This window comes from Acinetobacter sp. BEC1-S18-ESBL-01, from assembly GCF_014169935.1.
GTDB classification, from domain to species: Bacteria; Pseudomonadota; Gammaproteobacteria; order Pseudomonadales; family Moraxellaceae; genus Acinetobacter; species Acinetobacter pittii.
This window is the reverse complement of record NZ_AP022302.1, coordinates 2,917,929-2,941,619: the sequence shown is the minus strand read 5'-3', so window position 1 is coordinate 2,941,619 and position 23,691 is coordinate 2,917,929. Positions and strand designations below refer to the sequence as shown.

38 protein-coding genes are annotated in these 23,691 nt (G+C 38.8%); all 38 read left to right on the top strand.

What is annotated here, in order from left to right:
- Positions 1-2 precede the first annotated feature (2 nt).
- The 38 genes from H7R46_RS13930 (at position 3) to H7R46_RS13745 (ending at position 23,651) form a co-directional block, all read left to right on the top strand.
- Positions 3-287 carry a hypothetical protein gene (locus tag H7R46_RS13930; protein ID WP_086225819.1) on the top strand — a complete coding sequence of 95 codons (285 nt, stop codon included), beginning with the start codon at positions 3-5 and terminating at the stop codon, positions 285-287.
- 10 nt (positions 288-297) lie between these two features.
- Positions 298-864, top strand: coding sequence for a hypothetical protein (locus H7R46_RS13925; RefSeq protein WP_081310296.1), 567 nt, complete (start codon positions 298-300; stop codon positions 862-864).
- Positions 865-1,042: 178 nt separating this feature from the next.
- The gene (locus tag H7R46_RS13920) at positions 1,043-1,273 is read left to right on the top strand and encodes a hypothetical protein (protein ID WP_086225820.1); all 231 of its coding nucleotides are present in this window, start codon (positions 1,043-1,045) and stop codon (positions 1,271-1,273) included.
- A 185-nt stretch (positions 1,274-1,458) separates the two neighbouring features.
- Entirely contained in the window at positions 1,459-2,229 is a 771-nt protein-coding gene (locus H7R46_RS13915) for a DNA adenine methylase (protein WP_086225821.1), read from the top strand.
- A gap of 212 nt (positions 2,230-2,441) precedes the next feature.
- Positions 2,442-2,726, top strand: a complete 285-nt coding sequence (locus H7R46_RS13910; protein ID WP_057090119.1) for a hypothetical protein — start codon at positions 2,442-2,444, stop codon at positions 2,724-2,726.
- A 61-nt stretch (positions 2,727-2,787) separates the two neighbouring features.
- Positions 2,788-2,940 (top strand): hypothetical protein, encoded by a 153-nt coding sequence (locus tag H7R46_RS13905; protein WP_171250664.1) that lies wholly within the window; start codon positions 2,788-2,790, stop codon positions 2,938-2,940.
- A gap of 23 nt (positions 2,941-2,963) precedes the next feature.
- Positions 2,964-3,209 carry a hypothetical protein gene (locus tag H7R46_RS13900; RefSeq protein ID WP_032046631.1) on the top strand — a complete coding sequence of 82 codons (246 nt, stop codon included), beginning with the start codon at positions 2,964-2,966 and terminating at the stop codon, positions 3,207-3,209.
- 2 nt (positions 3,210-3,211) lie between these two features.
- A complete protein-coding gene (locus H7R46_RS13895) occupies positions 3,212-3,385 on the top strand; it encodes a hypothetical protein (RefSeq protein ID WP_171071219.1) in 174 nt (57 codons plus the stop codon).
- Positions 3,375-3,842, top strand: coding sequence for a hypothetical protein (locus H7R46_RS13890; protein WP_032046633.1), 468 nt, complete (start codon positions 3,375-3,377; stop codon positions 3,840-3,842). Before H7R46_RS13895 ends, H7R46_RS13890 begins: the two co-directional genes overlap by 11 nt.
- Positions 3,805-4,443 (top strand): putative metallopeptidase, encoded by a 639-nt coding sequence (locus H7R46_RS13885; protein ID WP_057090120.1) that lies wholly within the window; start codon positions 3,805-3,807, stop codon positions 4,441-4,443. The genes H7R46_RS13890 and H7R46_RS13885 overlap by 38 nt, the downstream gene beginning before the upstream one ends.
- A gap of 58 nt (positions 4,444-4,501) precedes the next feature.
- On the top strand, positions 4,502-5,017 hold the full coding sequence (locus H7R46_RS13880; protein WP_057090121.1) for a DUF2280 domain-containing protein: 516 nt from the start codon (positions 4,502-4,504) through the stop codon (positions 5,015-5,017).
- Entirely contained in the window at positions 4,977-6,269 is a 1,293-nt protein-coding gene (locus H7R46_RS13875) for a terminase large subunit domain-containing protein (RefSeq protein ID WP_057090122.1), read from the top strand. Before H7R46_RS13880 ends, H7R46_RS13875 begins: the two co-directional genes overlap by 41 nt.
- Positions 6,270-6,309: 40 nt before the next feature.
- Complete coding sequence (locus tag H7R46_RS13870) at positions 6,310-7,650, top strand: DUF4055 domain-containing protein (protein WP_086393480.1); 1,341 nt, start codon at positions 6,310-6,312, stop codon at positions 7,648-7,650.
- 9 nt (positions 7,651-7,659) lie between these two features.
- Complete coding sequence (locus H7R46_RS13865; protein WP_086225733.1) at positions 7,660-8,763, top strand: minor capsid protein; 1,104 nt, start codon at positions 7,660-7,662, stop codon at positions 8,761-8,763.
- Between the two features lie 9 nt (positions 8,764-8,772).
- Complete coding sequence (locus tag H7R46_RS13860; protein ID WP_000965230.1) at positions 8,773-9,201, top strand: hypothetical protein; 429 nt, start codon at positions 8,773-8,775, stop codon at positions 9,199-9,201.
- 98 nt (positions 9,202-9,299) lie between these two features.
- A complete protein-coding gene (locus tag H7R46_RS13855; RefSeq protein WP_005802761.1) occupies positions 9,300-9,542 on the top strand; it encodes a hypothetical protein in 243 nt (80 codons plus the stop codon).
- A gap of 15 nt (positions 9,543-9,557) precedes the next feature.
- Positions 9,558-9,710, top strand: a complete 153-nt coding sequence (locus H7R46_RS13850) for a hypothetical protein (protein WP_005802759.1) — start codon at positions 9,558-9,560, stop codon at positions 9,708-9,710.
- Between the two features lie 121 nt (positions 9,711-9,831).
- A complete protein-coding gene (locus tag H7R46_RS13845) occupies positions 9,832-10,383 on the top strand; it encodes a hypothetical protein (RefSeq protein WP_057090136.1) in 552 nt (183 codons plus the stop codon).
- Positions 10,384-10,472: 89 nt separating this feature from the next.
- Positions 10,473-11,240: a hypothetical protein gene (locus H7R46_RS13840; protein WP_078210446.1), complete on the top strand. Its 768-nt coding sequence runs from the start codon at positions 10,473-10,475 to the stop codon at positions 11,238-11,240.
- Positions 11,241-11,242: 2 nt separating this feature from the next.
- Positions 11,243-12,220, top strand: a complete 978-nt coding sequence (locus H7R46_RS13835) for a hypothetical protein (RefSeq protein ID WP_057090124.1) — start codon at positions 11,243-11,245, stop codon at positions 12,218-12,220.
- Positions 12,221-12,262: 42 nt separating this feature from the next.
- Positions 12,263-12,862 carry a HeH/LEM domain protein gene (locus H7R46_RS19360; protein WP_227591710.1) on the top strand — a complete coding sequence of 200 codons (600 nt, stop codon included), beginning with the start codon at positions 12,263-12,265 and terminating at the stop codon, positions 12,860-12,862.
- A gap of 3 nt (positions 12,863-12,865) precedes the next feature.
- Positions 12,866-13,243: a hypothetical protein gene (locus H7R46_RS13825; protein ID WP_057090125.1), complete on the top strand. Its 378-nt coding sequence runs from the start codon at positions 12,866-12,868 to the stop codon at positions 13,241-13,243.
- Entirely contained in the window at positions 13,243-13,611 is a 369-nt protein-coding gene (locus H7R46_RS13820; RefSeq protein WP_086225807.1) for a glutamate 5-kinase, read from the top strand. The genes H7R46_RS13825 and H7R46_RS13820 overlap by 1 nt, the downstream gene beginning before the upstream one ends.
- Positions 13,611-13,877, top strand: a complete 267-nt coding sequence (locus H7R46_RS13815) for a hypothetical protein (RefSeq protein ID WP_086225808.1) — start codon at positions 13,611-13,613, stop codon at positions 13,875-13,877. The genes H7R46_RS13820 and H7R46_RS13815 overlap by 1 nt, the downstream gene beginning before the upstream one ends.
- A 2-nt stretch (positions 13,878-13,879) precedes the next feature.
- Complete coding sequence (locus tag H7R46_RS13810; RefSeq protein WP_164528213.1) at positions 13,880-14,050, top strand: hypothetical protein; 171 nt, start codon at positions 13,880-13,882, stop codon at positions 14,048-14,050.
- A gap of 11 nt (positions 14,051-14,061) precedes the next feature.
- Positions 14,062-14,472 (top strand): hypothetical protein, encoded by a 411-nt coding sequence (locus tag H7R46_RS13805; RefSeq protein ID WP_086225809.1) that lies wholly within the window; start codon positions 14,062-14,064, stop codon positions 14,470-14,472.
- The gene (locus H7R46_RS13800; RefSeq protein WP_057077651.1) at positions 14,438-14,806 is read left to right on the top strand and encodes a hypothetical protein; all 369 of its coding nucleotides are present in this window, start codon (positions 14,438-14,440) and stop codon (positions 14,804-14,806) included. The genes H7R46_RS13805 and H7R46_RS13800 overlap by 35 nt, the downstream gene beginning before the upstream one ends.
- A gap of 1 nt (position 14,807) precedes the next feature.
- Entirely contained in the window at positions 14,808-15,206 is a 399-nt protein-coding gene (locus H7R46_RS13795) for a phage tail terminator-like protein (protein WP_057077652.1), read from the top strand.
- A 1-nt stretch (position 15,207) separates the two neighbouring features.
- Positions 15,208-15,411, top strand: a complete 204-nt coding sequence (locus H7R46_RS13790) for a hypothetical protein (RefSeq protein ID WP_057077653.1) — start codon at positions 15,208-15,210, stop codon at positions 15,409-15,411.
- Positions 15,412-15,417: 6 nt separating this feature from the next.
- On the top strand, positions 15,418-15,630 hold the full coding sequence (locus H7R46_RS13785; RefSeq protein WP_057077654.1) for a hypothetical protein: 213 nt from the start codon (positions 15,418-15,420) through the stop codon (positions 15,628-15,630).
- 108 nt (positions 15,631-15,738) lie between these two features.
- Positions 15,739-16,668: a phage tail tube protein gene (locus H7R46_RS13780; RefSeq protein WP_057077655.1), complete on the top strand. Its 930-nt coding sequence runs from the start codon at positions 15,739-15,741 to the stop codon at positions 16,666-16,668.
- 46 nt (positions 16,669-16,714) lie between these two features.
- Positions 16,715-17,248 carry a hypothetical protein gene (locus H7R46_RS13775; protein ID WP_057077656.1) on the top strand — a complete coding sequence of 178 codons (534 nt, stop codon included), beginning with the start codon at positions 16,715-16,717 and terminating at the stop codon, positions 17,246-17,248.
- A 2-nt stretch (positions 17,249-17,250) separates the two neighbouring features.
- Positions 17,251-17,511, top strand: a complete 261-nt coding sequence (locus H7R46_RS13770; RefSeq protein WP_081033405.1) for a hypothetical protein — start codon at positions 17,251-17,253, stop codon at positions 17,509-17,511.
- A gap of 68 nt (positions 17,512-17,579) precedes the next feature.
- Positions 17,580-17,762, top strand: a complete 183-nt coding sequence (locus tag H7R46_RS13765) for a type II toxin-antitoxin system HicA family toxin (RefSeq protein WP_057077657.1) — start codon at positions 17,580-17,582, stop codon at positions 17,760-17,762.
- Between the two features lie 91 nt (positions 17,763-17,853).
- On the top strand, positions 17,854-18,258 hold the full coding sequence (locus tag H7R46_RS13760; protein ID WP_057077658.1) for a type II toxin-antitoxin system HicB family antitoxin: 405 nt from the start codon (positions 17,854-17,856) through the stop codon (positions 18,256-18,258).
- A 145-nt stretch (positions 18,259-18,403) separates the two neighbouring features.
- A complete protein-coding gene (locus tag H7R46_RS13755) occupies positions 18,404-19,093 on the top strand; it encodes a hypothetical protein (protein ID WP_057077659.1) in 690 nt (229 codons plus the stop codon).
- A gap of 128 nt (positions 19,094-19,221) precedes the next feature.
- Entirely contained in the window at positions 19,222-23,304 is a 4,083-nt protein-coding gene (locus H7R46_RS13750; RefSeq protein ID WP_086225810.1) for a tape measure protein, read from the top strand.
- Positions 23,305-23,366: 62 nt separating this feature from the next.
- Positions 23,367-23,651 (top strand): hypothetical protein, encoded by a 285-nt coding sequence (locus H7R46_RS13745; RefSeq protein ID WP_032024118.1) that lies wholly within the window; start codon positions 23,367-23,369, stop codon positions 23,649-23,651.
- The last annotated feature ends 40 nt before the right edge of the window (positions 23,652-23,691 follow it).

The following is a 23,691-nucleotide window of genomic DNA, read 5'->3' as shown; positions in this document are numbered from 1 at the left end:
TTATGACCGATATTGAAACGGTGGGTTGGACGGTAGATAAGAAGTTTTTCATATTAAAAGTAAATATGGATGCGTTTTTGACTACTGACGAATTTGATGCTTTGGCTGGGCTTTATGTTCGTAAATACAGTCAGGAATTTTCTGGTTGTGTATTTAAGGGAAAGCTCGCCGTTATGTGTGGGGATAAGGTTTATATAAATCCTTGGGCGCTTGATGAAGATGCAAGTGTAGATGAACCAATTGAAGAGCTCTTATTTAGTGAGTTCCAAAAGCTTTTAAATACTTGAGGTGGTGAAAATGCAAACTACATTTGTAATGGATTGGTCAAGATTTTCAATTTTTGAATGGTTCGTAAGTGGTTCTAATCCAAAATCACCATCTTTTGGTGCTGCGAATGTCAGATGTACAGATGGGAGGTCAATCGACTTTCAAGATAAACTGGGGGTGGTAGCTGCTATGGGTGATCAACTTACGAAATCAGTTGCAATGGTAATTTTGTCTGAAGGTAAATCTCAACAAGATTATGAATATGTTCGGAACCATTTAGCTAAAATTATGATGGATGGTGCCAAAAAAGATAAAAGACGAGAACCTGAAGGAATAGCTATTTATCATTTAGCATGGTTAATTGCTCGCATTGTGATTGATTATGCATTAGATCCTGAGTTGGAAAGTGGACATAAAGACCCTGGTCGATTGGTATATGCAGGTATTAGAAGTTTTCAAATGAATCCTGATGTATATCGCCAAACATGGAAGCGATATGAAAAGTTAATGGTAACTGCATTAGAGGAAGAAATTAAAAAAGCGACTAAAATTGCTAGACGTTACAAGGAAGAAACTTTAAATGAGGTGAGAAATTAGTTTCCACTTTTGCGATAACTAGGGTATAGTTTTATTAAATTGGTCGTAGTATAAATTAGACCAAATTGAATTTAAAAGCTCATCTAAATAGGTGGGCTTTTTTATTGCCCTTATAAAAGCTCGGATCCTTACGGAGACCGAGTTTTTTTATTTTAAAATTGCTTCTAGGAAAAACATCATGACTATGACAAATGCAGAATTAGAGAATGAAATAAATGCTCTTAAAACAAAATTAACAGCTCTTCAAGGAACTGTTAGCAATAAAGCTGATACTACAGCAGTGAGTGCTTTGACTACCCGAGTAACGAGTGTTGAAGGTGTAAATACAAGCCAAGGTAATTCGATCACAACTTTGAATAATGGCTTAAATGCAGTTCAGACACGTGTTACTGCATTAGAAAATAAATAAATAAAAAACTCGGTCCCTAATGGCGACCGAGTTTTTTTATATCGAGTAAAACTGGGGACGAAGTACTGCGGTAACAGCACTTCGACCTCCTGACAGATGTAGCCTGCCAAAAGCCAAGCCCAGCTATCGTGCACACGATTTGCGAAGGCTATCAGAATCAATTGCTTTTGCACAGGAAAATATTTATGAAATCAAAACCAATAATTCCATGGCAGGGTGGTAAAACCCGTTTAGCTAAGGATTTGTTGAGTAGATTCCCAGATCATTCGTGTTATGTGGAATTGTTTTGCGGTGGAGCTGCTTTATTTTTCTTAAAGGAAGATCAAGCTAAAACAGAAGTTATAAATGATCTAAATGGTGAGCTCGTAAATCTTTATCGAGTTGTTCAAAACCATTTAGAAGAGTTCGTGAGGCAATTCAAGTGGTGTATATCAAGCCGACAAATATTTGAGTGGGAAAAATTAAAGGTTCCAGATACTCTTACAGATATTCAACGTGCAGCAAGATTTTATTATCTTCAGCAACATGCATTCGGTGGGAAGGTTTCTGGTCAAACTTTTGGTTATGCCACAACAGGTCGATCTTTAAATCTTTTACGGATAGAAGAACATTTAAGCGCAGCACATTTGCGATTGAATGGTGTGTATATAGAAAATCAATCTTGGAATAAGTGTTTTGATCGATATGATCGGGAACACACTTTCTTTTATGCAGATCCACCTTATCTTGATACCGCAGGTTATGGAATTGACTTTCCACTTGATCAATATGAATTGCTTTCTGAAAAAATGAAGAATTGCAAAGGGAAGGTAATGCTTTCAATTAATGATCATGAAAAGATTCGGGAGATCTATAAAGGTTTTAATTTTGCTGTTACTTCAATTAATTACTCTGTTGGCCGTGATTTGGCTGCTAAGAGTAAGAAAAGCAAAGAACTAATAATTATGAATTACTAGTTTCATAATTTGGTTTGTAAGTTTGCCGTAGTTATTGCGGCACAAACGGCCCCTCTAAAAAATGGTTATTGGAGGGGCTTTTATTTTATTCTTGTAAGATTGAGTGAATATAATTTACTATTGAGAATACAATAGCTTACGTTAAATTTTGTTGTTGCAAACTGAATGAAATAGCTTCATTATTTAGCTAATTTGATAATGGTATAGGTTGTATGAAATTAGTTCGGTTAGAAACAACACGACAATTTGATGGTTCACTTAAACTGCAATTTAATGATGATGGTATAACTCCATCATATCCAAATTCTATCAATGATAGTGGTGTGGATTTAGCTTCAGGAAAGGTTAGTGAAAATTCTATTTACTATCACCATTTGGATAGAAATGACACAAGATATTTGATTTACATAAAAGGTTATCTTGGCAAGCTAGATGGAAGTGAAATCCCTAATCTTGAAAAAGCATTAGATACTCATCTGGAAAGTCAAAATAATTAAGTTGAATTGAACCAATACAACCCCGCCTAGTGTGGGGTTTTCTTTTATAAAGGATTCAAAAATGAGTATCGAAATCATACAAGAGAAGTACTTCAGTTTAGAAGTTGAGGTGGAAGAAAGCACAGTAATTCTTTATCAAAAAGATTCAGACATTGTGATTAGCAAAGATGCAGCCAAAAAGTTGCTTGAAATATTGAAAGACTTTGTTGGGTAATTATTTTTAAGGATTGTTCACCAATGAATCGAAAACAAAAGAAAGCAAAGCGTTTGAATGCTAAAGCCCATACTCAAAAGCAAGCTCAGGTCTATATGACTCCAAAAGAGAAGAAAGACATTTATGAGTGGAATAATGCTCATGATGAATTAACTCTTGAACCAATAGAAGGCCTTAAGGAATCAAAGCTTATCAAGGGTGTAAAAGTCGGCATCTGGCTAACATTATGTGTCGCAATAATCTGGATGTCTTGGCATTTCTTGGGGTGATTATGGACAAAAATGAAGGTAAAAAGAATCTTGATAAATTTTCCTTAGAATTGGAGCGTTATCAAAATTTATCGCGTACAGGTCTAACTCGTGATGAGATGCTCGTTATAGATAGGATAATTGTTCGATTAAAGGGGCAAGTTAAAAATTTACGGACTGCTTTATATGGAAATTAAAGACTATTTTGGCCTAACAAGAAAAAGGGAGATTAAAACAAAACCCAAAAGCCGTCCATTACCTAAAGCCACCGAGAAATATTTAAAAGCAGAAGAAGAATTTACAAAGGCTTTAGATATTTTGGATATCAAATATGAAAAGAATTTTCAGTTTAAAACAACAAAGCATTGGCGATTTGATTTTCATTTAATTGAGTACAAAATTTTAGTGGAAATTGCTGGCGGCCCTTGGTCAGCAGGAAGAAAAAGAAAACAAATTTCTTATGATTCGGATCGTGAAGATACTGCTCATGTTATGGGGTATACGATTGTTCGATTGGAATCTGCAGCTAGATTCAAAATCAATGAATCTGGACCATTACAGATACAAGCTCACTTTGCCAGCCAGTGGCTCGAAAATTTAAAGAGGCAAATATTTAATGGAGATCAGACCATTCCCTCCAACGGACTTTCTTGATCAATCGGAAAATGAGAAAGCTATCCGTTTAATCCCTGCACCAGAATTAATGGAGTGGGTTAAAGCAAACTTTCTTACATTGGGTGGACCACTTCACAACCCTGACCATGACCACATTGCGGAAATACTTCATGATCAAGATGAGTTTTTAGCATTTGCTTGGGCTTCTTCAGCTTATAAAAGTAAACAAGCTATGGTGTTAGGGCAATGTGAGAAAGTTATGTTTAACGTTGGTGGCTGGCGTAAAGCAAGACAAGAACAGCAAATGCGCGACTGGTTTGGTTTTGTACCAACATATTTAATTACGATTGATGGCGGGTTTTGCGATAAGGCAAACGATAGCGAGTTTTGTGCTTTGATTGAGCATGAACTTTACCACATAGGTGTTGAACGCGATGAAGATGGCGAAATGCTCTTCAGTAGTTCCACTGGATTACCTAAGCACTATTTGGCTGGGCATGACGTTGAAGAGTTTATTGGTGTTGTCAAAAGGTGGGGACCAAGTAAGAGTGTAAAACGTCTTGTTGAGGCTGCGAAGAATCCGCCGTTTGTTTCAGATTTAGATATTTCAAGATGCTGCGGAAATTGTGTAATCAACTGAGCCTGGTGGCTCTTTTTTTTGCCTATCTTGTTGGACGTAGTTGGACGAAGGGGGGAGTATGGCGGCGCTTAAAGAGCCTGTGAAAATCTTTATAGTTCAGTCTCTTGCCTGCTTTGATACCCCTCAACAAGTAGCGGATGCTGTCAAACAAAGATTTGGTATAGAAATTGACCGAAGACAATGTGAGGCGTATGACCCCACAAAGGCAACGGGGAAGAACTTAAGTAAGAAACTTATTACTTTGTTTAATAAGACCAGGGCAGATTTCCAAAAGAATGTTTATGACATTCCCCTGGCCAATAAAGCCTATCGTTTAAGAGAGCTCCAGAATATTTATGAGGGCTGGAAAAATAACAGGCTGATGAAGCAGGGGGTAATTAAACAGGTTCGGGAAGAAATGCAAGGCCATGACCTGATGCTTTTAAATGTTGAGTTGAAACAACTTGAGATTGAGAAGATCAGAGAAGGCGAACGGGAAGATGATCCAACACCAGTCAAGGTGACCATTCAAGTTGTAGATGCGAGTAAAAAAGATGCCGAACATCAATCCGACGCTGAATGTACCTCAGGCTAATTTTTTACAGATGGAAAATAAATTCCGTGCATTTGTGGCGGGATTTGGTTCTGGAAAAACTTGGGTTGGTAGTGCAAGCCTTTGTAATACTTCATGGGAGTTCCCAAAAGTACCATTAGGTTATTTTGCGCCGACTTACGCTCAGATCAGAGATATCTTTTATCCTACAATTGATGAAGTAGCATTTGACTGGGGTTTAAAAACAAAAGTTTATCAGTCAAATAAAGAAGTCGATATTTATTATGGTCGCCAGTATCGCACTACTATTATTTGTCGATCGATGGATATTCCTGACTCAATTGTCGGTTTTAAAATTGGTCGTGGCTTGATTGATGAACTTGATGTCATGGCTAAGCTTAAAGCACAACAAGCTTGGCGAAAGATCATCGCGCGTATGCGTTATAAGCAAGCTGGTTTGCTCAATGGTATTGATGTGGCCACAACACCTGAAGGGTTTAAATTCACTTATGAGCAGTTTGTAAAAGAGGCAAATAAAACACCAGCTAAGCGAAAGCTTTATGGAATGATCCAGGCTTCAACTTATGACAACGAAGCCAATTTGCCAGATGACTATATTTCATCGCTTTATGAGTCGTATCCGCCACAATTAATTTCAGCTTACTTAAAGGGGCAATTTGTCAATTTAACAAGTGGTGCTGTTTACCCAGACTTTGACCGAGTTAAAAATCACACAGATGAAGAAATCAAGCAGGGCGAGCCTTTACTCATAGGGATGGACTTTAACGTACTTAAGATGGCTGCTGTGGTTTATGTCATTAGAGAAGGTAAACCAAGGGCCTTGGATGAATTGGTCGGGGTGAGAGATACACCGACCATGTGTCAGTTGATTATAGAGCGTTTTCCTTTTCATGATATTACTGTGGTACCAGATGCTTCAGGTCAAGCGACCTCATCAAAGAACTTTAGTGAATCTGATCATGCGATCTTAAAGAAAAATGGTTTTAAGGTTGAAGTGAACGGTGTAAACCCAAGCATTAAAGATCGAATAAATGCAGTGAATGCACAAATCCTAAACGCTGACGGTGAACGACATCTAAAAGTGAACACAAATAAGTGTCCTAACTTTACGGCTACTTTAGAGCAGCAAGTCTATGACGATTTTGGAATGCCTGATAAAAGTGCTGGCTTGGATCATGTGGGTGATGCTGGTGGTTATCCAATAGCTAAGCGGTTCCCAATTATCATTCAGAAAGTATTTAAACGGCGCACGATCGCTGGTTATTCTCATTAAACAATGCACCTTTTTAGGTGCTTTTTTTTGGTGTTTTTTTATGGCAGTTACTGATAAACATCCGCAGTATATTGCTGCGCAAAAAGCCTGGTTGATTATGCGCGATGCCGTTGCTGGTGAAGAGGAAATCAAACAAGCACAAACTAAGTATCTTTCTAAATCGGCAGGGATGATCGAAGCTGAAAAGCAGGGTGATACGGCTGGAGCGATTTATAAAGCTTATCTCAGTCGCGCTCAGTATCCATTATGGGTTCAGGATTCATTGCGCACGATGATCGGTCTAGTCTCAAAGCTTGAGCCCAATATTGTGATTGAAAGTTCTTTGCTTAAAGGGCTGATCGATAATGCCACAAATGATGGATTTGGCTTAAAACAGCTTTTTATTCGTATTTGTCTAGAGTTACTTGAATATGGCCGTTGTGGCTTGCTTGTTGATGTAGATGCTAATGGAGTGCCTTATTTTGCACTTTATGACGCTTTATCCATTATTAACTGGAAGGAAAACAGTATTGATGGTCGAAAGGATTTGAAACTTTTAGTGCTGGAGGAGCAGTTTGATAATAGTGAGGATGAGTTTGGGCATGATACCAGGACAGTACATCGTGTTTTGTCTATGGATAATGGTGCCTTAACTGTACGTTTGTTTGATGGATCTGCTGTAGAAGATAAAACACCAGATCTTGGTAAAAACATGCTTTCTTTTACACCATTTGTTTTTTGTGGCACTACAGATAATTCAGCGCATGTTGGAACGGTACCGCTTCTCACTATGGCCAAAGCTGCTTTGAAGTATTACCAGCTTAGCGCTGATTATTTCCAGTCACTTCATCACACAGCACATCCTCAGCCTTGGATTAATGGTCTTGATGATGGTGCTGATATTAGTGTTACTGGTGTTATGGCTGTTTGGGATCTTCCTGGTGAAGCGCAATGCGGTTATTTGGAAATTTCAGGTAATGGGATTGAGCTCACTAAAAAAGAAATGGATGCACAAAAGAATGCGGCTCTTGAAGCTGGAGCAAAGGTGATTGATACCAATTCACAAGAGTCAGGTGAAGCACGACGTGCGCGTCAGGATGACCAACAAGCAAGCCTACATAGCATTGTCACTTGTGCTGCTGCGGCTATTGAGCAGGCTATCAAATATGCTGCTCAATGGTTAAAGCTAGACCCATCTAAATACTCTTTTACGGTTGATCCTGAATTTATTGTTCAGCAATACGATATCAATCTTGCTAAGCAACTATATGAAGGCGCCATAGCTGGAAAGAATTCGTTCCAGACGTATTGGGAATATATCGCTACTGGTAAGCTGCCAGCTCATGATTTTCAGGAAGAGTTGAAGCGTGTTGAAAGTGAGCGCGATAGTATGCCGCTTTAGGAGTAATAAATGGCCTCAGAAGATAAATCACTGCTCGAGGTATTAACTCAACATCAAGCATATTTGTTCCGGGCATCGTCTCAATCAGTTAAGGAATTACTAACAATCTTTAATGATGAGTCAGCTTTAATGCTGGCAAAGCTTCGGGATTTGTTGGATGAGTTAAATGATTCTGAGAAAGCAGCTCTTGCAGCGGGTCTTTACACAACGGCCAACCTCAAGGAGATACGAGATTTAATATCCGGCTGGCATACAAGTCTAAATTCTTCATTGCCTGAAGCTTTTGCAGTTTCAGCAACTGCAATGGCTGTATATGAGGCTAATTACACAGCTAAGTTATACGGCGGCAAGATTAAGAAACCTAACGGTGAAAAGCTATATACAGCAGCTAAAAAAGTACCCTTAGTAGGTGGAGCATTAGTTGATGATCTTCTTTCCAATATTGCTAAGACTGCACGCCAAAAAGTTGAATATGCTATTCGGGAAGGCATTAACTCAGGTAAAACTAATCAGGAAATTGTTCAGCGTATTCGTGGTACCAAACGGCTTAATTATGAGGATGGGCTTTTAAGTGGCTCAAAGTCTGATATTGACCGTACCGTGAGAACAGTTCGCAGCCATGTGGCCAATCAAGCATATCTAAATAGCTTTAACCAGATTGGTTTTGAATATGTAAGACTGGTAGCTACATTAGACGGAAGAACATCTAAACTGTGTGCTTCACTTGATGGTGCGGTTTGGGAGATTAACGATCCAGCAAAACGGGTACCGCCGTTACATCCTAACTGCCGGAGCATTTTGGTACCAGTCGAAAAAGATGGTCTGCTTGTTGGCGAACGGCCATTTGTAATGGACGAACGCCGAGTTAAAGACATTCCAAAAGATGAGCGGAGCCAATTAATAGGGCAGCTAGATGCCAACACTACATTTAAAGAGTTCTTCAAAAAGACAGATGACTTCTTCCAAAAAGAGTGGCTAGGGCCAAAGCGTTATAAGCTCTATAAAGAGGGAAGGTTTGATTTTGATAAGTTCTTCGATCCTGAAGGGCGTTTGTATAGCTTAGATGAGTTAAGAAAGTTGGATGAAAAATCTTTTAAAGAGTTGGGTCTGTAATTTTTTCTTATGTTATATTTTTTAAAACATCAGAATTTATACAATATGAAAACAATAGCTTTTATATCTCTTACTCTCATCTCAATCACATGTTTAGCTGAACCAAGTGAAAAATATCTTAAAGAATATGATCGATTGTCTGAAGCTTTAGAGTCAGCAATGGCAAATGCATATTCTTTTGATCCTACAACTGGCCAAGTAAAACAGGCTGCTCAAGATTTAGAAGCTAAAAATAATTTGTGTAGAGCGACTCAGGCGAAACTAAACCTAACCACTTTTTTAAAAGACAATTTAGAGGAATCTAAAGAGCTCTATAAATCTTTAGATGGTGCAGAAGCTCTAGATCAAAATTATCTTAGTGGACAACAGCAGGAACAACAAACTCTCGTTTCAAATTTGAAAAAAGACCTTGTTGGAACAGGGTTTAAATGTGAGTAATTATTGCCGATGACAGGTAATCCTAAACTCACTTAAGACACAATTTTCACCTATATAAGCGCCCAAACGGCGCTTTTCTCATTTATGGAGTTTGGCCTATGAGTGAATCAAAAGTTAGACATTTAGTTCTTAAAAGAGTTTCAGATAGATCTTCTCATCTCGCCCTTTGTGACGAGGAAACAGGTATTCCATTAGCTGGATTAACCTCTGTAAAGATGAATTGTGGTGTTTTTGAGGGTCCAGCGACTATCACAGCAACATTTGATGTAGGTGGTCCTCAAGGAATCCGCTTGGTTGGTGACGAACCTAGACAAAGGGTTTGGGGCGCAAAGGAAACGTAGCTAAAGGTACTGCAAATGACTGAAAAGCAAATCAATATGTCAGATGCTCAATATATTCTGAGCACAAAATTAATTCTGGTGCCTTTTCTTCAAATTAAGATTTCAAGAGCCATGGCAATTTATGGTTTTACTTTTGAAAGATTAAAAGCAATCGCACTCATCACTTAGAACTTAATTTTTAACCTTAGCACTTTCGGGTGCTTTTTTTGTGAGTATTAAAATGAGCAAGAAACTATTAACAGCATCTATGGTTGCATACATTGGTACTAAGTCAGTTTTAGCAACGCCCATGACGCGTGGTGAATACAATGAATACCAAGGGTGGCAAATTCCTGAAAATGAAGATCCAGCAGATCCAGGCTATTTGATCGAGTACAAAGATGGTGGCAAGGCTAATCATCCAGATCATGAAGGTTATATCTCTTGGTCACCAAAGGATGTTTTTGAACATTCATATCAACCAGATGGTATTCAAAATTGTGTAATGGGCCGTGAAATCCATAAAGATGATAACGAAGTAACGGTTTTCCATAATGAAACTGTTAAAACCCGAGACGGTGAGCAGTCTCTTGAACCAGGACATTTCTATGATGTCGTAGCTGGAGATTTACTTACTCCAATTCAATTCCAACTTGGTCCAGTTAAGGAAGTTGGAGTTAATGGCATCACGAATGAAGCTTTACTTGCGATTGTTTTACATCGTTTACGTGTTCTGAATGAAAAGTTTCCTTGCCGCGAAAATTCACTTGCTATTACTAATATTGAGCAAGGTCAAATGTGGCTAGAGCAACGTACCCGAAATCGTCAGAAGCGTGGTGTTGAAGGTTTTAACATCGCCTAACTTTATTAATCGAAATACAGCGTCCTAAGGGGCGCTTTTTTAATGCCTTGAGATAAGGCTTTACCCCTAATCAAACGAGAGGTTTGAACATGTCATTGCCATTTATTGTTGATTCGCTTGATGCCATCAAAGAAGAGCACCGCGCTTTATATGTTGAGGAAAACGGGAAGTTTCGCCTTGACCTAGAAGGTTACGAAGATCCAAAAGGTTTGAAATCTGCACTTCAGAGTGAGCGTGATGCTGCTAAGAATGCAAAACGAGAACTTCAGGATTTTCAAAAACAATTTGAGGGCATTGACCCTGAAATTGTTAAGAAGGTTTTTGCTCAACTTGACCAGGATGAAGAAGCCAAACTAATCGCAGACGGCAAAGTAAACGAAGTGATCCAGAAACGTACCGAGAAGATGCGTGAAGAACATGAACGTGTACTTAAAGCCGAAAAAGACCGTGCTGACAAAGCAGAAGCTTATGCAAATAAGTTCAAAGATTCTGTAATCCAAGGGCAAATCATTCAAGCAGCTGTAGAGCTTGAAGCGTTACCTGAAGCAACAGGCGACATTGCGTTTTTAGCTAAAACAAAATTTGCATTAGATGAAAACGGCAAAGCAGTTGCTGTTGATGAAAACGGCGAAGTGATCATTGGTAAAGATGGCCAAACAGCATTATCGCCAAAAGAGTGGGTCGAATCTCTTCGTGAACAAAAGCCTTACTACTGGCCTAAAGCAAGTGGTATGGGCGCACCAGGTTCAGGCGCTTCAATTAAAAAATGGTCGGACTATTCAGAAGCTGAGCGAGCGAGTCTAGCTCGTGAAAATCCAGCAGCATTCCAGCAATTATTGAAAACTAAAGGTAACTAATTATGCCATCTGTTCAATTACAAGATATTTTCGTTGGTGACTACTACCAGACTTTGGACCCAGTAAATTCTCCTGAAAAAACCGCCGTATTCCAATCAGGAATTGTTGTAAAAAATGAAGCTTTAACTGACATTGCTAATAATGGTCAAGGTTCATCAACGATTTCGTACTGGAATGATCTTGATGCAGACGAAGAAGCGAATGCGTCAACTGACAATCCTGATGATAAAGGTGCGGTCGGTAAGGCTACACAAGGCTCAATGCAGGCCCGTACACTTTATTTAAACAAAGGTTATGGAACTGCCGACCTTTCAACTGAATTGGCAAATAGTGAGCCAATGCAGCATATTCGTAACCGCTTTGGTAAATACTGGGAGCGCCAGTGGCAGCGTTATTTATTGGGAGCTGCACGCGGTGTTATTGCTTCCAATATTGCCAATAATAATGGCGATATGGTGATCGATGCAGGCGCAACTGTATCGGCTAATGCATTCCAAGACGCTGCATTTACAGCAGGTGATACTGCTGACCAATTTACAGCGATGGGGGTTCATTCAGTAGTAATGAACCAAATGGTTAAGCAAGACATGATCGAGTATTTACGTGACAGTAATGGTCAGATCATTCTTGCTACTTATCTCGGTAAGCCGATCTTCATGGATGATGGTTTGGTTTACGGTAATGGTCGTTATATTTCTCTCATTTTTGGTAATGGTGCATTTGGTTATGGAGAGGGAACTCCAACTACTCCAGTAGAACTTGAGCGTCTACCGTCAGGCGGTAATGGTGGTGGTGCTGAAATTTTATGGGAACGTAAAACATTCATTCTTCATCCAGCTGGTTTCTCATGGAAAGGTTCTGTAGATCCAAATGCTTCGCCAAAAATTGCAGGCTATGCAACTGCTGGTAATTGGGAGCGAGTGTTTGATCGTAAAAATGTTCCATTTAGTGCCGTAATTTCAGGTACAGCAACCCCTTAATAAACATGGCGGCGTAAGCCGCCTTTGTTTTGGAGAGAAGAAATGAAAGTAATTTACACAAATAATATCCCATTGATTCGTGACCCAAGTGTTTGCTATCGAAACGACTTTATTGGGGTGATCGGGAACGCTACTGCAGTAGAAGTTGATGATGATTTTCCTGATGCTGAAATCATTAAGCAGGCTTATGGCCGATTAGCAATACCTCTTGAAGAGGAAGCTGCTGATGTGGGCTCAAATAGCGATTTAAAATTGCAAGAACGCTTAACCGATGCTTTAAGCAAGCTTGAATCAGTTGAAGCAGAAAAGACCCGACTTGAAGCAGAAAATTCTCGTTTAGAGGGTGAACTTGCAGAAGAAGTGGCGGAAAAAGCTGCATTGCTTGTCGATGAGCAAATCGCAACTGCAAAAGGTGAGTTGGCATCGTTCAAAAATGATATTCCTGCTATGAAAGCACGTATTGCTGAATTAGAAGCAGGCAAAGGTACACCTGATCCATTAGATGGCCCAACACCAGGTGATTATGAAAATTGGAAGGTCGACCAAATAAAGGCTTATTTAACCGATAAGGGTATCGAGTTCAAACAGTCTGCATTAAAGCCAGAATTGATTGCATTGATTCCACAAGATCCGAAGGAATAATCCATGAGCTTTATCACTGAACAAGAAGCAATTGAACGTGTAGCTGGCTTTGCTGCTTTATCTGACGGTGATAAAGCTGACTATCTTGAAAAGTCAGAAGCTTATTTGTTGGCGCGTAATGTTAAGCCTTATGAAGATATAACAACCGTCCCTAAAGCCCTCAAAACGGCGTCATACGAAGTCATAAAAGGCATTATGAAGGGTGAGCTTTATCAAGGCCAAGAACAGGCATTAAAGCGCAAAAGAGTGAAGGCTGAGGTTGAGTCTGAAAAAGAGTATCAAGACGGATCTGTAAAGCTTAATGCAACTGAGCAATACATTCTTGACTTGATCAAACCATACTGCAAACGGCGCTCAGTGATCTATATTCGGAGAATCTAATGGGTTTAAGAGATGAACTTCAGGCTGAAATTGCTGAAGCATTTGATGAGGATCTAGCAGACGCCGTTCATGCTTTTACTTGTGAAAGGATTGTAAGTACTAGCTGGAACCCAAAAACGAATACATCTGAAAATATTATTGATCAATACAATGGTCGTGGCGTTTTGTTTGGCTCATACAATCAATATGAGATCCAGACATTGGGAGTACTGGCAACCGATAAAAAAGCAGTCGTTCTTCAAAATGAAGTAACCATGGTACCGAAAATTGATGATGAGTGGATTACTGCCTTAGGCTCATTTCGAGTTATTCATATTCAACAAGATCCAGCTAGTACAATCTGGAAATGCCAATTAAGGAGTGTTTAATGGAGTGGTTTATAGCGATTTTTATTATTGCAGTAATTTTATTTCTCTGCGGCCCATTGGTTAAGATTAAGATCGAATGGAAGTCACCGAAGAAAACATCCAAGGGAAATAAGCTTGAAGGATTTGAGCAAATGAAGATTCGGCGGGAGAAAAGAGGTATTCAGCAGACTAAGCCATGGTATGAGTTGAATAAGCACACAATTATTTCTAGTCGATTCGAAATCGGTAGAAAAAATCGCCTTAAATATCGTCCTAGGCTGGAGTAAATATGACTTGGATTGTATATGAGTTTCATGAAAGTGTTCAGGTTGTACCTGATGATGACCTAAAGCCTCATACATTATTTCACTGTGAATGCCATCCCCAATATGTGGATGGCATTTTTGTTCATAACTCATTTGATGGTAGAGAGGCCACTGAAACGCCTTTGCCAAGTTGATAGGTTTAGTCATGATTAATACTGATTATGTACCCGAGTGGTATATCTCACCATTTCAACATGTGCAGTATGCGCTTGCTCGAAATCAAATACATATGGATTTGTTATTTGAAGATATGGGCAAAGCTGATCAATTTTTGGATATGGGTGCAGATGCTCAGGTTAGTTCTTATTCAGATGGAGCTTACGTAATTGTCCAAATTGGTGAGACAGCGGGAAAGGACCAACTTCAAGTTTATGGACTGCTTTTACATGAGGCAGTGCATATCTGGCAGATAGTGAAACGGCGAATGGGTGAGCGCGAACCTAGCGTGGAATTTGAAGCTTATTCAATTCAAGCGATCGCTCAAGACCTTTTCGAAATGTATGAAGAAAGCGAGGTAAGTCATGGGGTGGACGGGGAAAAAGCCGACAAGTTTTAGTTTAGATGTCGTAAAAAATGCTGAAGACCAGGTAAAGAAAATTACCATGGATACAGTGCAATCATTGGTTGTTTCAAGTCCCGTTGATACTGGAGCTTACCGAGCTTCACATGTTGTTTCGATTGGATCTGCTGATTATGGGGTACGTGGACCAGAAACAAACGCCGTTCAAGATGCAGCAATTCAAGCCCTGAAATTTAAGCTTGGTAATCTGATCTATATTCAAAACAACAAACCATACGCGGAACGTTTGGAGGATGGTTGGTCAGATCAAGCACCGCTGGGTATTTACAGCACTACATTCACTTATATTACTCAAAAGTATGGTGGTTAAGATGGCAATGACTTTAGAACAAGCTAGGCAAGCTATCGTTGACCGTATGATGAGCTTTACAGGAATTTCTCAAGATAGAATCCAATATCCAAATGCTCCAGGCTTTACTGTGCCAACAAAAGGCTTATGGTGCCGATTAACCATTAAAGGCGGATCTAGTTTTATTGCTGGTCTTGCTGATACACCTTGCACCCGCCGTACTGGCAATATCTTAATCCAGTGTTTTGCACGGCCTAATACTGGAGACCAAGAAATAACAATGCTAAGTGACGCTTTGCTTACTCATTTTGAATACTTCAGTATTCAGGATTTGAAATGCTGGCAAGGTCAATCAATAGATACGGGGGAAGACGCTGATTTTGTGCAGTATAATGTGACAATTGGATATACGGTGAATTGATATGAACCATGGCGCTCAAATTAAGTTAATAAAAAAACAAATTAAAGCTAAAGGCTTTATGGATGAGGATGATTTGAAGGCCCTTCGCTATCACCAACTATCTAATCAAGAACAAGCTAAATCAAAAATAAAATTAATTTTTATTGATTTTGTTTATGACATTACCCCTAAGTTTTTAAAAAATCTTGTTAAGCGTAAGGGGTGAATTGATATGTCATGCATGCTGACCCTAGAAGAAATTGAAATTAAAAGACAAGAACTCGAAAGACACTTGGAAGCTGTAATGGGTGCGGTGCTAGATAAATGGCAACTGGATAACAAGCTATGTGTTTCTGATGTAAACATCCGTTTGGCTAATGTTCATAGTCTTGGAGGAACTAAACACAATATTGTCACTGGAGTAAGCGTTGAACTAGATGATTGATCTAAAACTTTAAAGAAATTACCGCCGTTTGGCGGTTTTTTTATATCCCTAATTTTGTGGCCACCTTCGGGTGGCTTTTTTTATGCCTATCGTTAGGAGTATTAAGCCATGTCTAGTGGTGCACGTCAGCTAACACAAATCGCAAAGGAAACCACGGTTGGTACCACACCATCACCTTTTGCACGTACAACCTTCGAATTTACTGAAAATGCCCTTGATGCAACGGTAACTAAGGAAGATTCAAATTCAATTACCAGTGGACGTATTGCACGTTCATCAATGATTACAGGTGCCGAGTACGCTGGTGAATTAAAGTGCGAAGCAAAGTATAGCGCTTTAGTTCAAGACCTAATGGCCGCAGCTGCTTTTAACAACTGGTCATCAAATGTTTTAACGTTTGGTGGAACACTTCGACAAACCTTCTCTGTTTTACGCGGTTTTGACGATGTAAATGACTATCATGTTTTCCGTGGATGCCATGTAAACACTTTTGGAATTGATATTCCTGAAGCTGGTTTAATTACAATGACCTTTGGCCTAATGGCCCTCGGACGCACAAACTTTTCTACAGCTCCTGCTGGAACAATTACAGCTGCAGATAACAGCCCAAAAATGTCGAATGTCTCAGTCGGTGATATTTTGATTGATGGTGTTTCTCAAGCAGGGATTTCATGTTTAACCGCTTTTACATTTAATTGGGATAACACTATGCAGCTGCAACGCTGCTTGGGCGGCGGGATCAATGCACGTGCAATTTTAGAAATGCTTGCCAATGGCACAGGTTCATTTACGGCGGCATGGTCACGTAACACATCGGATATGTATGAAAAGCAATTCACGAATAAAACAATTTCTTTAAAGGTTCCAATCACTGATACAGATGGGAACAAATATGAAATCTTTATCCCTAAAGCTGAAATTACAGCTCCATTGCCAAGTGGTGGTAATGGCGATCTTTTAAATGCTTCATTTGAATATAAAGTAGTTGAAGTTGCCCCAACCATTACCCGTACACCAGCAACAGTTCCTACAACTTAATTAATCTGATAGCAGCCTTTAGGGCTGCTTTTTTTTGGAGTTAAACATGGCTTTAAAAGTAAGCATTCAGACTAGTAAAACAGTGAGTAAATGGCGGAAGTATGTTGATAAAGAAGGAAATGTATTAGCTGAATTTAAAATTCGTGGTATCTCTTATAAACCATATCAAGTGGCCCTTGAACGAGCAAATAACCAAATTACCTCTAAAGGCTATGATGTCAGTAAGGCTTCAAAAGAAGATAAGCTTTATCATGAGCTACTTTTAGAAGCTGCTGCATGTCATCTAATCGAAGACTGGAAAGGTGTGGTTTTTGAGGAGAAGAATGCAGAAAAAGAGATTGTAGAAACAGAGCCTGAATATTCACCCGAAAATGCAATAAAGCTTTTAAATATGGGAGATATAGGGGTAGCTGTTTGGTTATACATCAGACAAGAAGCAGAGAATATCCAAAACGAAGCCGATTTTTACAAGGATGAAGTAGTGGGAAAGTCGTCCAGCTCTACAACTGGTCCAAGTTCAACTCAGAAGAAGAAGCGAACGACTACGGCCAGAAACAAACGGCAATCGCCAAAGCCTTAAACTTGAAAAAGCCAGAAGAATTTCAGAAGCCTGAATATTCATTTACCTCACATGCAATTTTATCGGCGTATAACGTTATTTCGCGCTCAAGACGTTATGAGCAAGGCATTCCTCTAGCTTTGGATATTTCATCCATATCTGCATATTGTGATCATTACGAACTTCCAGTCGATAGAGATATTTTTAACGACTGTATATTCGCGATGGATAATATTTTTCTGGATGATTCGCATAAAAAAATGAAGCGGCCTGTTAAAAAATAACCCTAGGGTTATTTACTTTGAATAACTCTAGGGTTATAATTCTCCCATCAAGTTAATAAGGGAATGGTGTGAAAAGTCTGGATTTAATCAAAATGATTGAAGCAGACGGTTGGTATGAGGTTAGGGTTACAGGAAGTCATCATCACTTCAAACACCCAACCAAAAAGGGGTTAGTAACAATCCCGCATCCTAAAAAGGATTTACCAAGCGGAACTGTTAAAAGCATTTTGAAGCAAGCGGGTCTAAATTGACCCGCTGTTTCCTGACTTTAAATATCTGCCCTTTACAACTAACCATAACGCAGTGGGCGATATGTTTATGCCAAGGGCATGGAGTGTTGAGATGTTATATCCAATTGCAATTGAACGAGGATCAGATACCGAGGCATTTGGTGTCACTGTTCCTGATATTCCAGGTTGTTTTAGTGCTGGTGATACACTTGAAGAAGCTATTGAAAATATTAAAGAAGCTATTTCAGGTCATTTAGAAATCTTAGCTGAAGATGGAGAGGAAATTCCTGAAGCTTCAGAATTGATTAAATTTATAGATGATGCTGACTATAAGGGTATGATCTGGGCAGTGACCGAGGTTGATGTAAGCCGCTATCTAGGTAAGCCTGAAAAAATCAATGTTACTTTGCCAAGCCGATTAATTCGGAAGATTGATGATAATGTAGGTAAGGATAAAAGATTTAAAACCCGATCTGCATTTTTGGCCGCCGGTGCTGAAAAGCTACTACATGCTTAAAATAGAGAAGCCACTCGATTGAGTGGCTTTTTTATTTCTCACCTGTTAAATTTTATCCATTAAAAAATGATGGGTAATTTCATGAAAAAGATTATTTTATTGGGTTTGGTTTTGAATTTAATCATCACTTCTTAGGGAAAAGCTAATGGAACAAAAAATTTTAGGGGAACTTTTTGGAATTAATGTACATTCGCCTATCACTAGAGATGAAGTGCGTGAGGTCTTAAAAAGACAATTAGAATTTAAAGTGGCATTACAATCTGAAAAAGGTTTAACAGAAGATCAAGCTTTCCTGGAGGTAGCTGATATTTTTGAAGGATTTTATAAAAAAATCTCAGTAGAGGATAAAAGGATCTTTGAAAAAATTCATTCTGAAGAAGTTAACGCAGCACCAAGAGAATGGTTTAATGTAGAAGGTAAGAGCTCTATCCATAATGCAGAATTCTTAAAAGCAGGTAATGCTGGTGAATTATTTGGAGTAAATGTCACTTACCCTTTTACCAGAGAAAATATTAGAACATTAGTGTTTCAAAGAACCGAACTTATGAAATCTTTAGCTAATTCAAAGGGTATAAGTTTATATCAAGCATCTAATGACTTGAGTGACATACAAAATGAGTTTATTGAAAGATTTAATTATGATGATCAAGAAAAATTTTTAAACATTATGACTGATGAAATGTTAGCTCATGCTAATGCAACAAATGACGAGGCAGAAAAACTAAATCAGCAAGCGTTTAAACAAGAAATCTCAAATATTAATCTTACCCATACTATGGGGGGAGTAATTGTATTTTGCTGTTTGATGTTTTTATTCTTTGTCGTATTTAAATAAAAAATATTTCATGAGAAAAAATTGCCCTAGGGTGCTTTTTTCTAGCTAATGCATCAGCTTGGTAATTTTATTTAAGTTTGAACAACCCACTCTTTGAGTGGGTTTTTTATTGTCTGGAGAAAAGTAAGATGACTCAAGAATCACGTCTAGTCATTGTCATTGATTCAAAAAATGCTGAAAGAAATGCGCGTAATCTTGGCAATGAGTTGGATAGCATTGAAAGAAATGGTGATTACGCTACTAAGTCAATGGATAAGCTTTCTGTAGCGACCAGACAGCTTGCAGGATATATGGCTGGGGTTGTTACCGTAGGGGCCGCAATTAATAAAATGGATCTCTACACGGGTATTAATAATAAACTTAAATTAGTAACAAACAGCCAAGAAGAATTGAATCGTGCAATGACAGATACCTTTGATATTGCACAGCGTTCGGCTTCTTCATGGAGTGCGGTAAATGATGTTTACTCGAAATATATGTCTAATGCCAAGACTTTAAATCTTACACAAGCACAAACGGCCAAACTTACAGAAATTACTTCAAAAGCTGTTGCAATCAGTGGCTCTAATGCTGAATCGGCAGCAGCAGCTCTATTTCAGTATGGGCAAGCATTAGATGGCGGTGTGCTTAGAGCAGAGGAGTTCAACAGCCTTGTCGATGGTGCTGGTGGACTTTTAAATGCTATGGCAAAAGGTTTGGGAGTTACCCGTGGTGAGCTTCGTCAAATGATGCTTGATGGAAAATTAACTGGTCAAGTTATTACTAAGGCATTGTTGGAGGCTGGTGATAGCGTTGAAGAGCTTTTTAATAAAACTGACAAGACTGTTGGACAGTCATTAGAAATGCTAAGTAATGGTATTACGAAATTTGTTGGTGAGGCAGGGAAAGGTTCGGGTGCTGCCCAAACTTTATCTGGATCTATTCAGACTTTAGCAAACAATTTAGATTTATTAGTAAATGGGGCTATAGTTGCTGGGATTGGTTTAATTACCAAAGCAGTATTAACAAAAACAGTGGCCATTCAAGCAAGTGTTGTTGCTTCAGCCCAACAAAGAGCGGCGAATTTAGCTGAAGCACAGTCACAGGTACAGTTGCTTGGTGTTGAAGCAATGCGAGCAAGACAATCAGCTGCATTGGCTCTCACTGAAATAGGATTAGCTAGGGCAGAATATAATGCAGCAACAACTGCAAATGCACGTGCTATTGCTGTACAACGTCGAACTGCTGCCGAGATTGCTCATAGTCTTGCTTTAAAAGAGGCAACTGCGGCAACGATGGCCTATACAGTAGCTCAAGGGAATTTAAATCGAGTAGCGACATTAGGTAGTCGTGCTTTAGGTTTAGTAGGTGGACCAATCGGAGCCATTACCCTTGGGATTACAGCTTTAGCTGCTGGCTATATGTATTTTCAGGATAAAGCAGCGCAAGCTAATAAAAAATTAGAAGAACAAGCTTCTGTAGCCAAAAAAGCTAAAGAAGAACTTTTAGCCTTGCGTGGACTTGAAAAAGATTCGGCAATTAATGACATGGCCACTTCATTTGAGCGGCAAAATAAGGCATTAGCAGAATCAAGTAGCAAGATTAATATTCAGTTAAATGCCATAGCTCAACTTTATAAGGGGAATAAAGAGATCGTCCAGGTTGTTAATGATGCGAGGGATGGCACCATTAGCATGAATGAGGCAGTTAAACGTTTTAATGATTTACGTATTAGTAAAGAAATCTACAATTCCCTTAAAGAAAATACTAAAGAATTTGAAAAAAATGCTAAAGAAGCTAAGACCACGAAAGATTCACTTAAACTTTTTGGAATTGAGGTTGAGTTATCAGGCAAAAAAGCACAAACGGCAGTTGCAGGGATTGACGAAAATTCGAAAGCTTTAATTGGTAATGAAAGTGCCGCCCAAAAAGCTACAAAAGCCCAAAAAGGATATTTTGACAGTCTAAGAAATGATGTGTTGAATTCTAATGAAGAATTGGCATACCTGAATCTTGGTTATAGTGAAGAGGTTGTTAAAAAGATCAAGGAGTTAGAAAAGGCAAAACAAGCTGTAGCTCCTGCTGGAACAACAGTGATTGTTACAAATGAAGAAATTGCTCAAATCATTACAGCACAAAAAGCATTGGATGCACTTAAGGAAAAGAAAGATGCGATAACAGAAGCTGAAAAGAAACATACTAGTGAACTTGAAAAACAGCAAAAAATTATGGCTGTGAATGCAAAAGTACAAGCATTATCAAAGAAATATAATATTTCTGATAAGGCTGCAGCTGCTGGTATTCCACAAGGCCTGATTGAAGGCATGATTATGCAGGAAAGCAGAGGAGATACTTATCGTAAAGGCAAATTATTAACATCACCAGTCGGTGCTCAAGGTTTGGCACAATTTATGCCAGCTACAGCTAAACAGTATGGTGTTGATGTTAGAAGTGAAGAATCTAGTGTTAATGGAATGATTAAGTACGTTTCAGATCTTCTTAAACAGTTTGGAGGAGATGTTGAAAAGGCCATTATGGCGTACAACGCTGGACCAGGTAATGTAAAAAGCGGAAAAGCATATGGGTTTAAGGAAACAAGAAATTACCTTGCGAATGTAAAGTCGTATGCAGCAGGTGCAAACGGATATTCAGCTGGCGATATTTCTTCTAAAGACTTCGATAAGATGCTTGATGATTCAGCCAAAATGGCAGAAGAGCAGGCAAAATTGCGCTTGCAGTTGGAAAATGATGTTGCTAATGAAGTAACTAAAATTAGAAATGAACTCTCGAAAAAATTAGAAGATGTAGATAAAGCTAATTTCAACCCAGCACGTAAAGAAGAAATTAAAGCAGAGTTAAAAGCACGTGCTGATAATGATATTGCTATTGCCCAACAGGCTTTAAAAACCAAGTTGGATGACTATAAACAATTTAATTTAACAGAAGAGGATCTAATAAAGGAAAGCTTTGCAAGGCGTCAATTTGAAGCTGAGCATGACTTTCAATTAACCCAAGATCAACGTAAAGAAGCAGTTAATTTACTTGGTCAACAACTTCAGCAAGAACTAGGCTTACTCAAACTAGCCCAAGAACAGAGATTATTTCAGGCTAAACAATTTCTATATTCAGAGATTGATGCAATGAGGGAAAGATATCGACTTGAGCGTGAGGAAATTTTAAAGAATAGTAAGCTTAGTGATGAAGAGCGTCAAAAAAGAATAATGTTATCAAAATCACAAGAGCAGTTAGAGGTCCTGGATAAAGCTGCTACGGCAAGTCGAAATTGGGATCGTACATATGCAGACATGACAGGGAATAACCAACAATATCACTTGGACCAAACTCGCGCCGACCAAACAGCACAGTCATTAAATATGGCAAATGCTCAGGAAGCTGTTTTGAATATGCAGGCTGAGGATCCAAATGCAAATTTACAGGAAATTGCAGCACAACGGGAACAAATATGGGCTGAACATACCGAGCGAATGAAGCTCATCGAGTCAACTTATCAGAATGACTCTATTAGCCTGCAATTAGGTTATGGAGCTAACGTAACTGGTGCATTAGCTGGAATGTTTAAGAATATGCTGGGTGAGTCATCAAGTGCTTACCGCATTCTTTATGAAAGTCAGCGTGCATTTGCCTTAGCACAAGCGGGAATGAATATGTGGAAAGCCGCATCCGATGCTTATGCGAATGAACCAGGTACTTGGTATCAGAAAGCAGCCGCTGCCGCTATAGCCACCTTGAAGTCAGGAACATTTGTTTCTCTGATCCAAGCTGCAACACCACAAGGTTTTGCAGATGGCGGATATACAGGAAATGGACTTAAACATACACCAGCAGGAATAGTGCATAAGGGCGAAGTTGTATGGTCGCAAGATGACATTAAAAGATGGGGTGGGGTAAGCGTTGTCGAATCTATGCGGACGAGCTCACCTAGTGGTTATGCCAACGGCGGGTACGTATCTAATAATCAATCTGATGCGATTGCTACGAGAAGGGAGACTAGACAGTTTGATGCGATTAACTCCAATAATACTAATACCAAACCTTCTGGTGATATTAGTATCAGTCAAACCATTACTTTTACAAATGATGGTTCTGCCCAAGTTGATACGCAAGGGCAGAAGGAAATTGCTCAAAGTCTTAACAGTATGATGAACAGCTGGGCTAGACGAGAGAGTATGCAAGGTGGGGTATTGTATAAAATTGTCAGAGGTTCACGGTAGATGAGACCAGTTTAACCTGATAACTTATTTATACTTATTATGCTTTTTATTTAGAGGAAAAGATGAGTCAAGAAAATAGTAAAGATAAACTTGCTTGGATTGATAAGCTTATTCAACTTGGTTTTGATGGTGATGAGGTGATTAACTCATTAGTTGGAAACCTAGTGTCTTATTTGGCACAAAAAGAAATTATTGATCTTGATGATTACTTGAAATTTACTGAAGAATCAAAAAACACTTACATTCAAAATCTTAAAAATGAAGGTCATAGTGATGATTCGGATATCGTTCGCCATGTGAATCGACAATTCAGCATGCATGTTAATGATTTCAAGGGATCAGAATGATGTTTCCACTTTTCCGTTAATTGTGGTATAGTTTTATTAA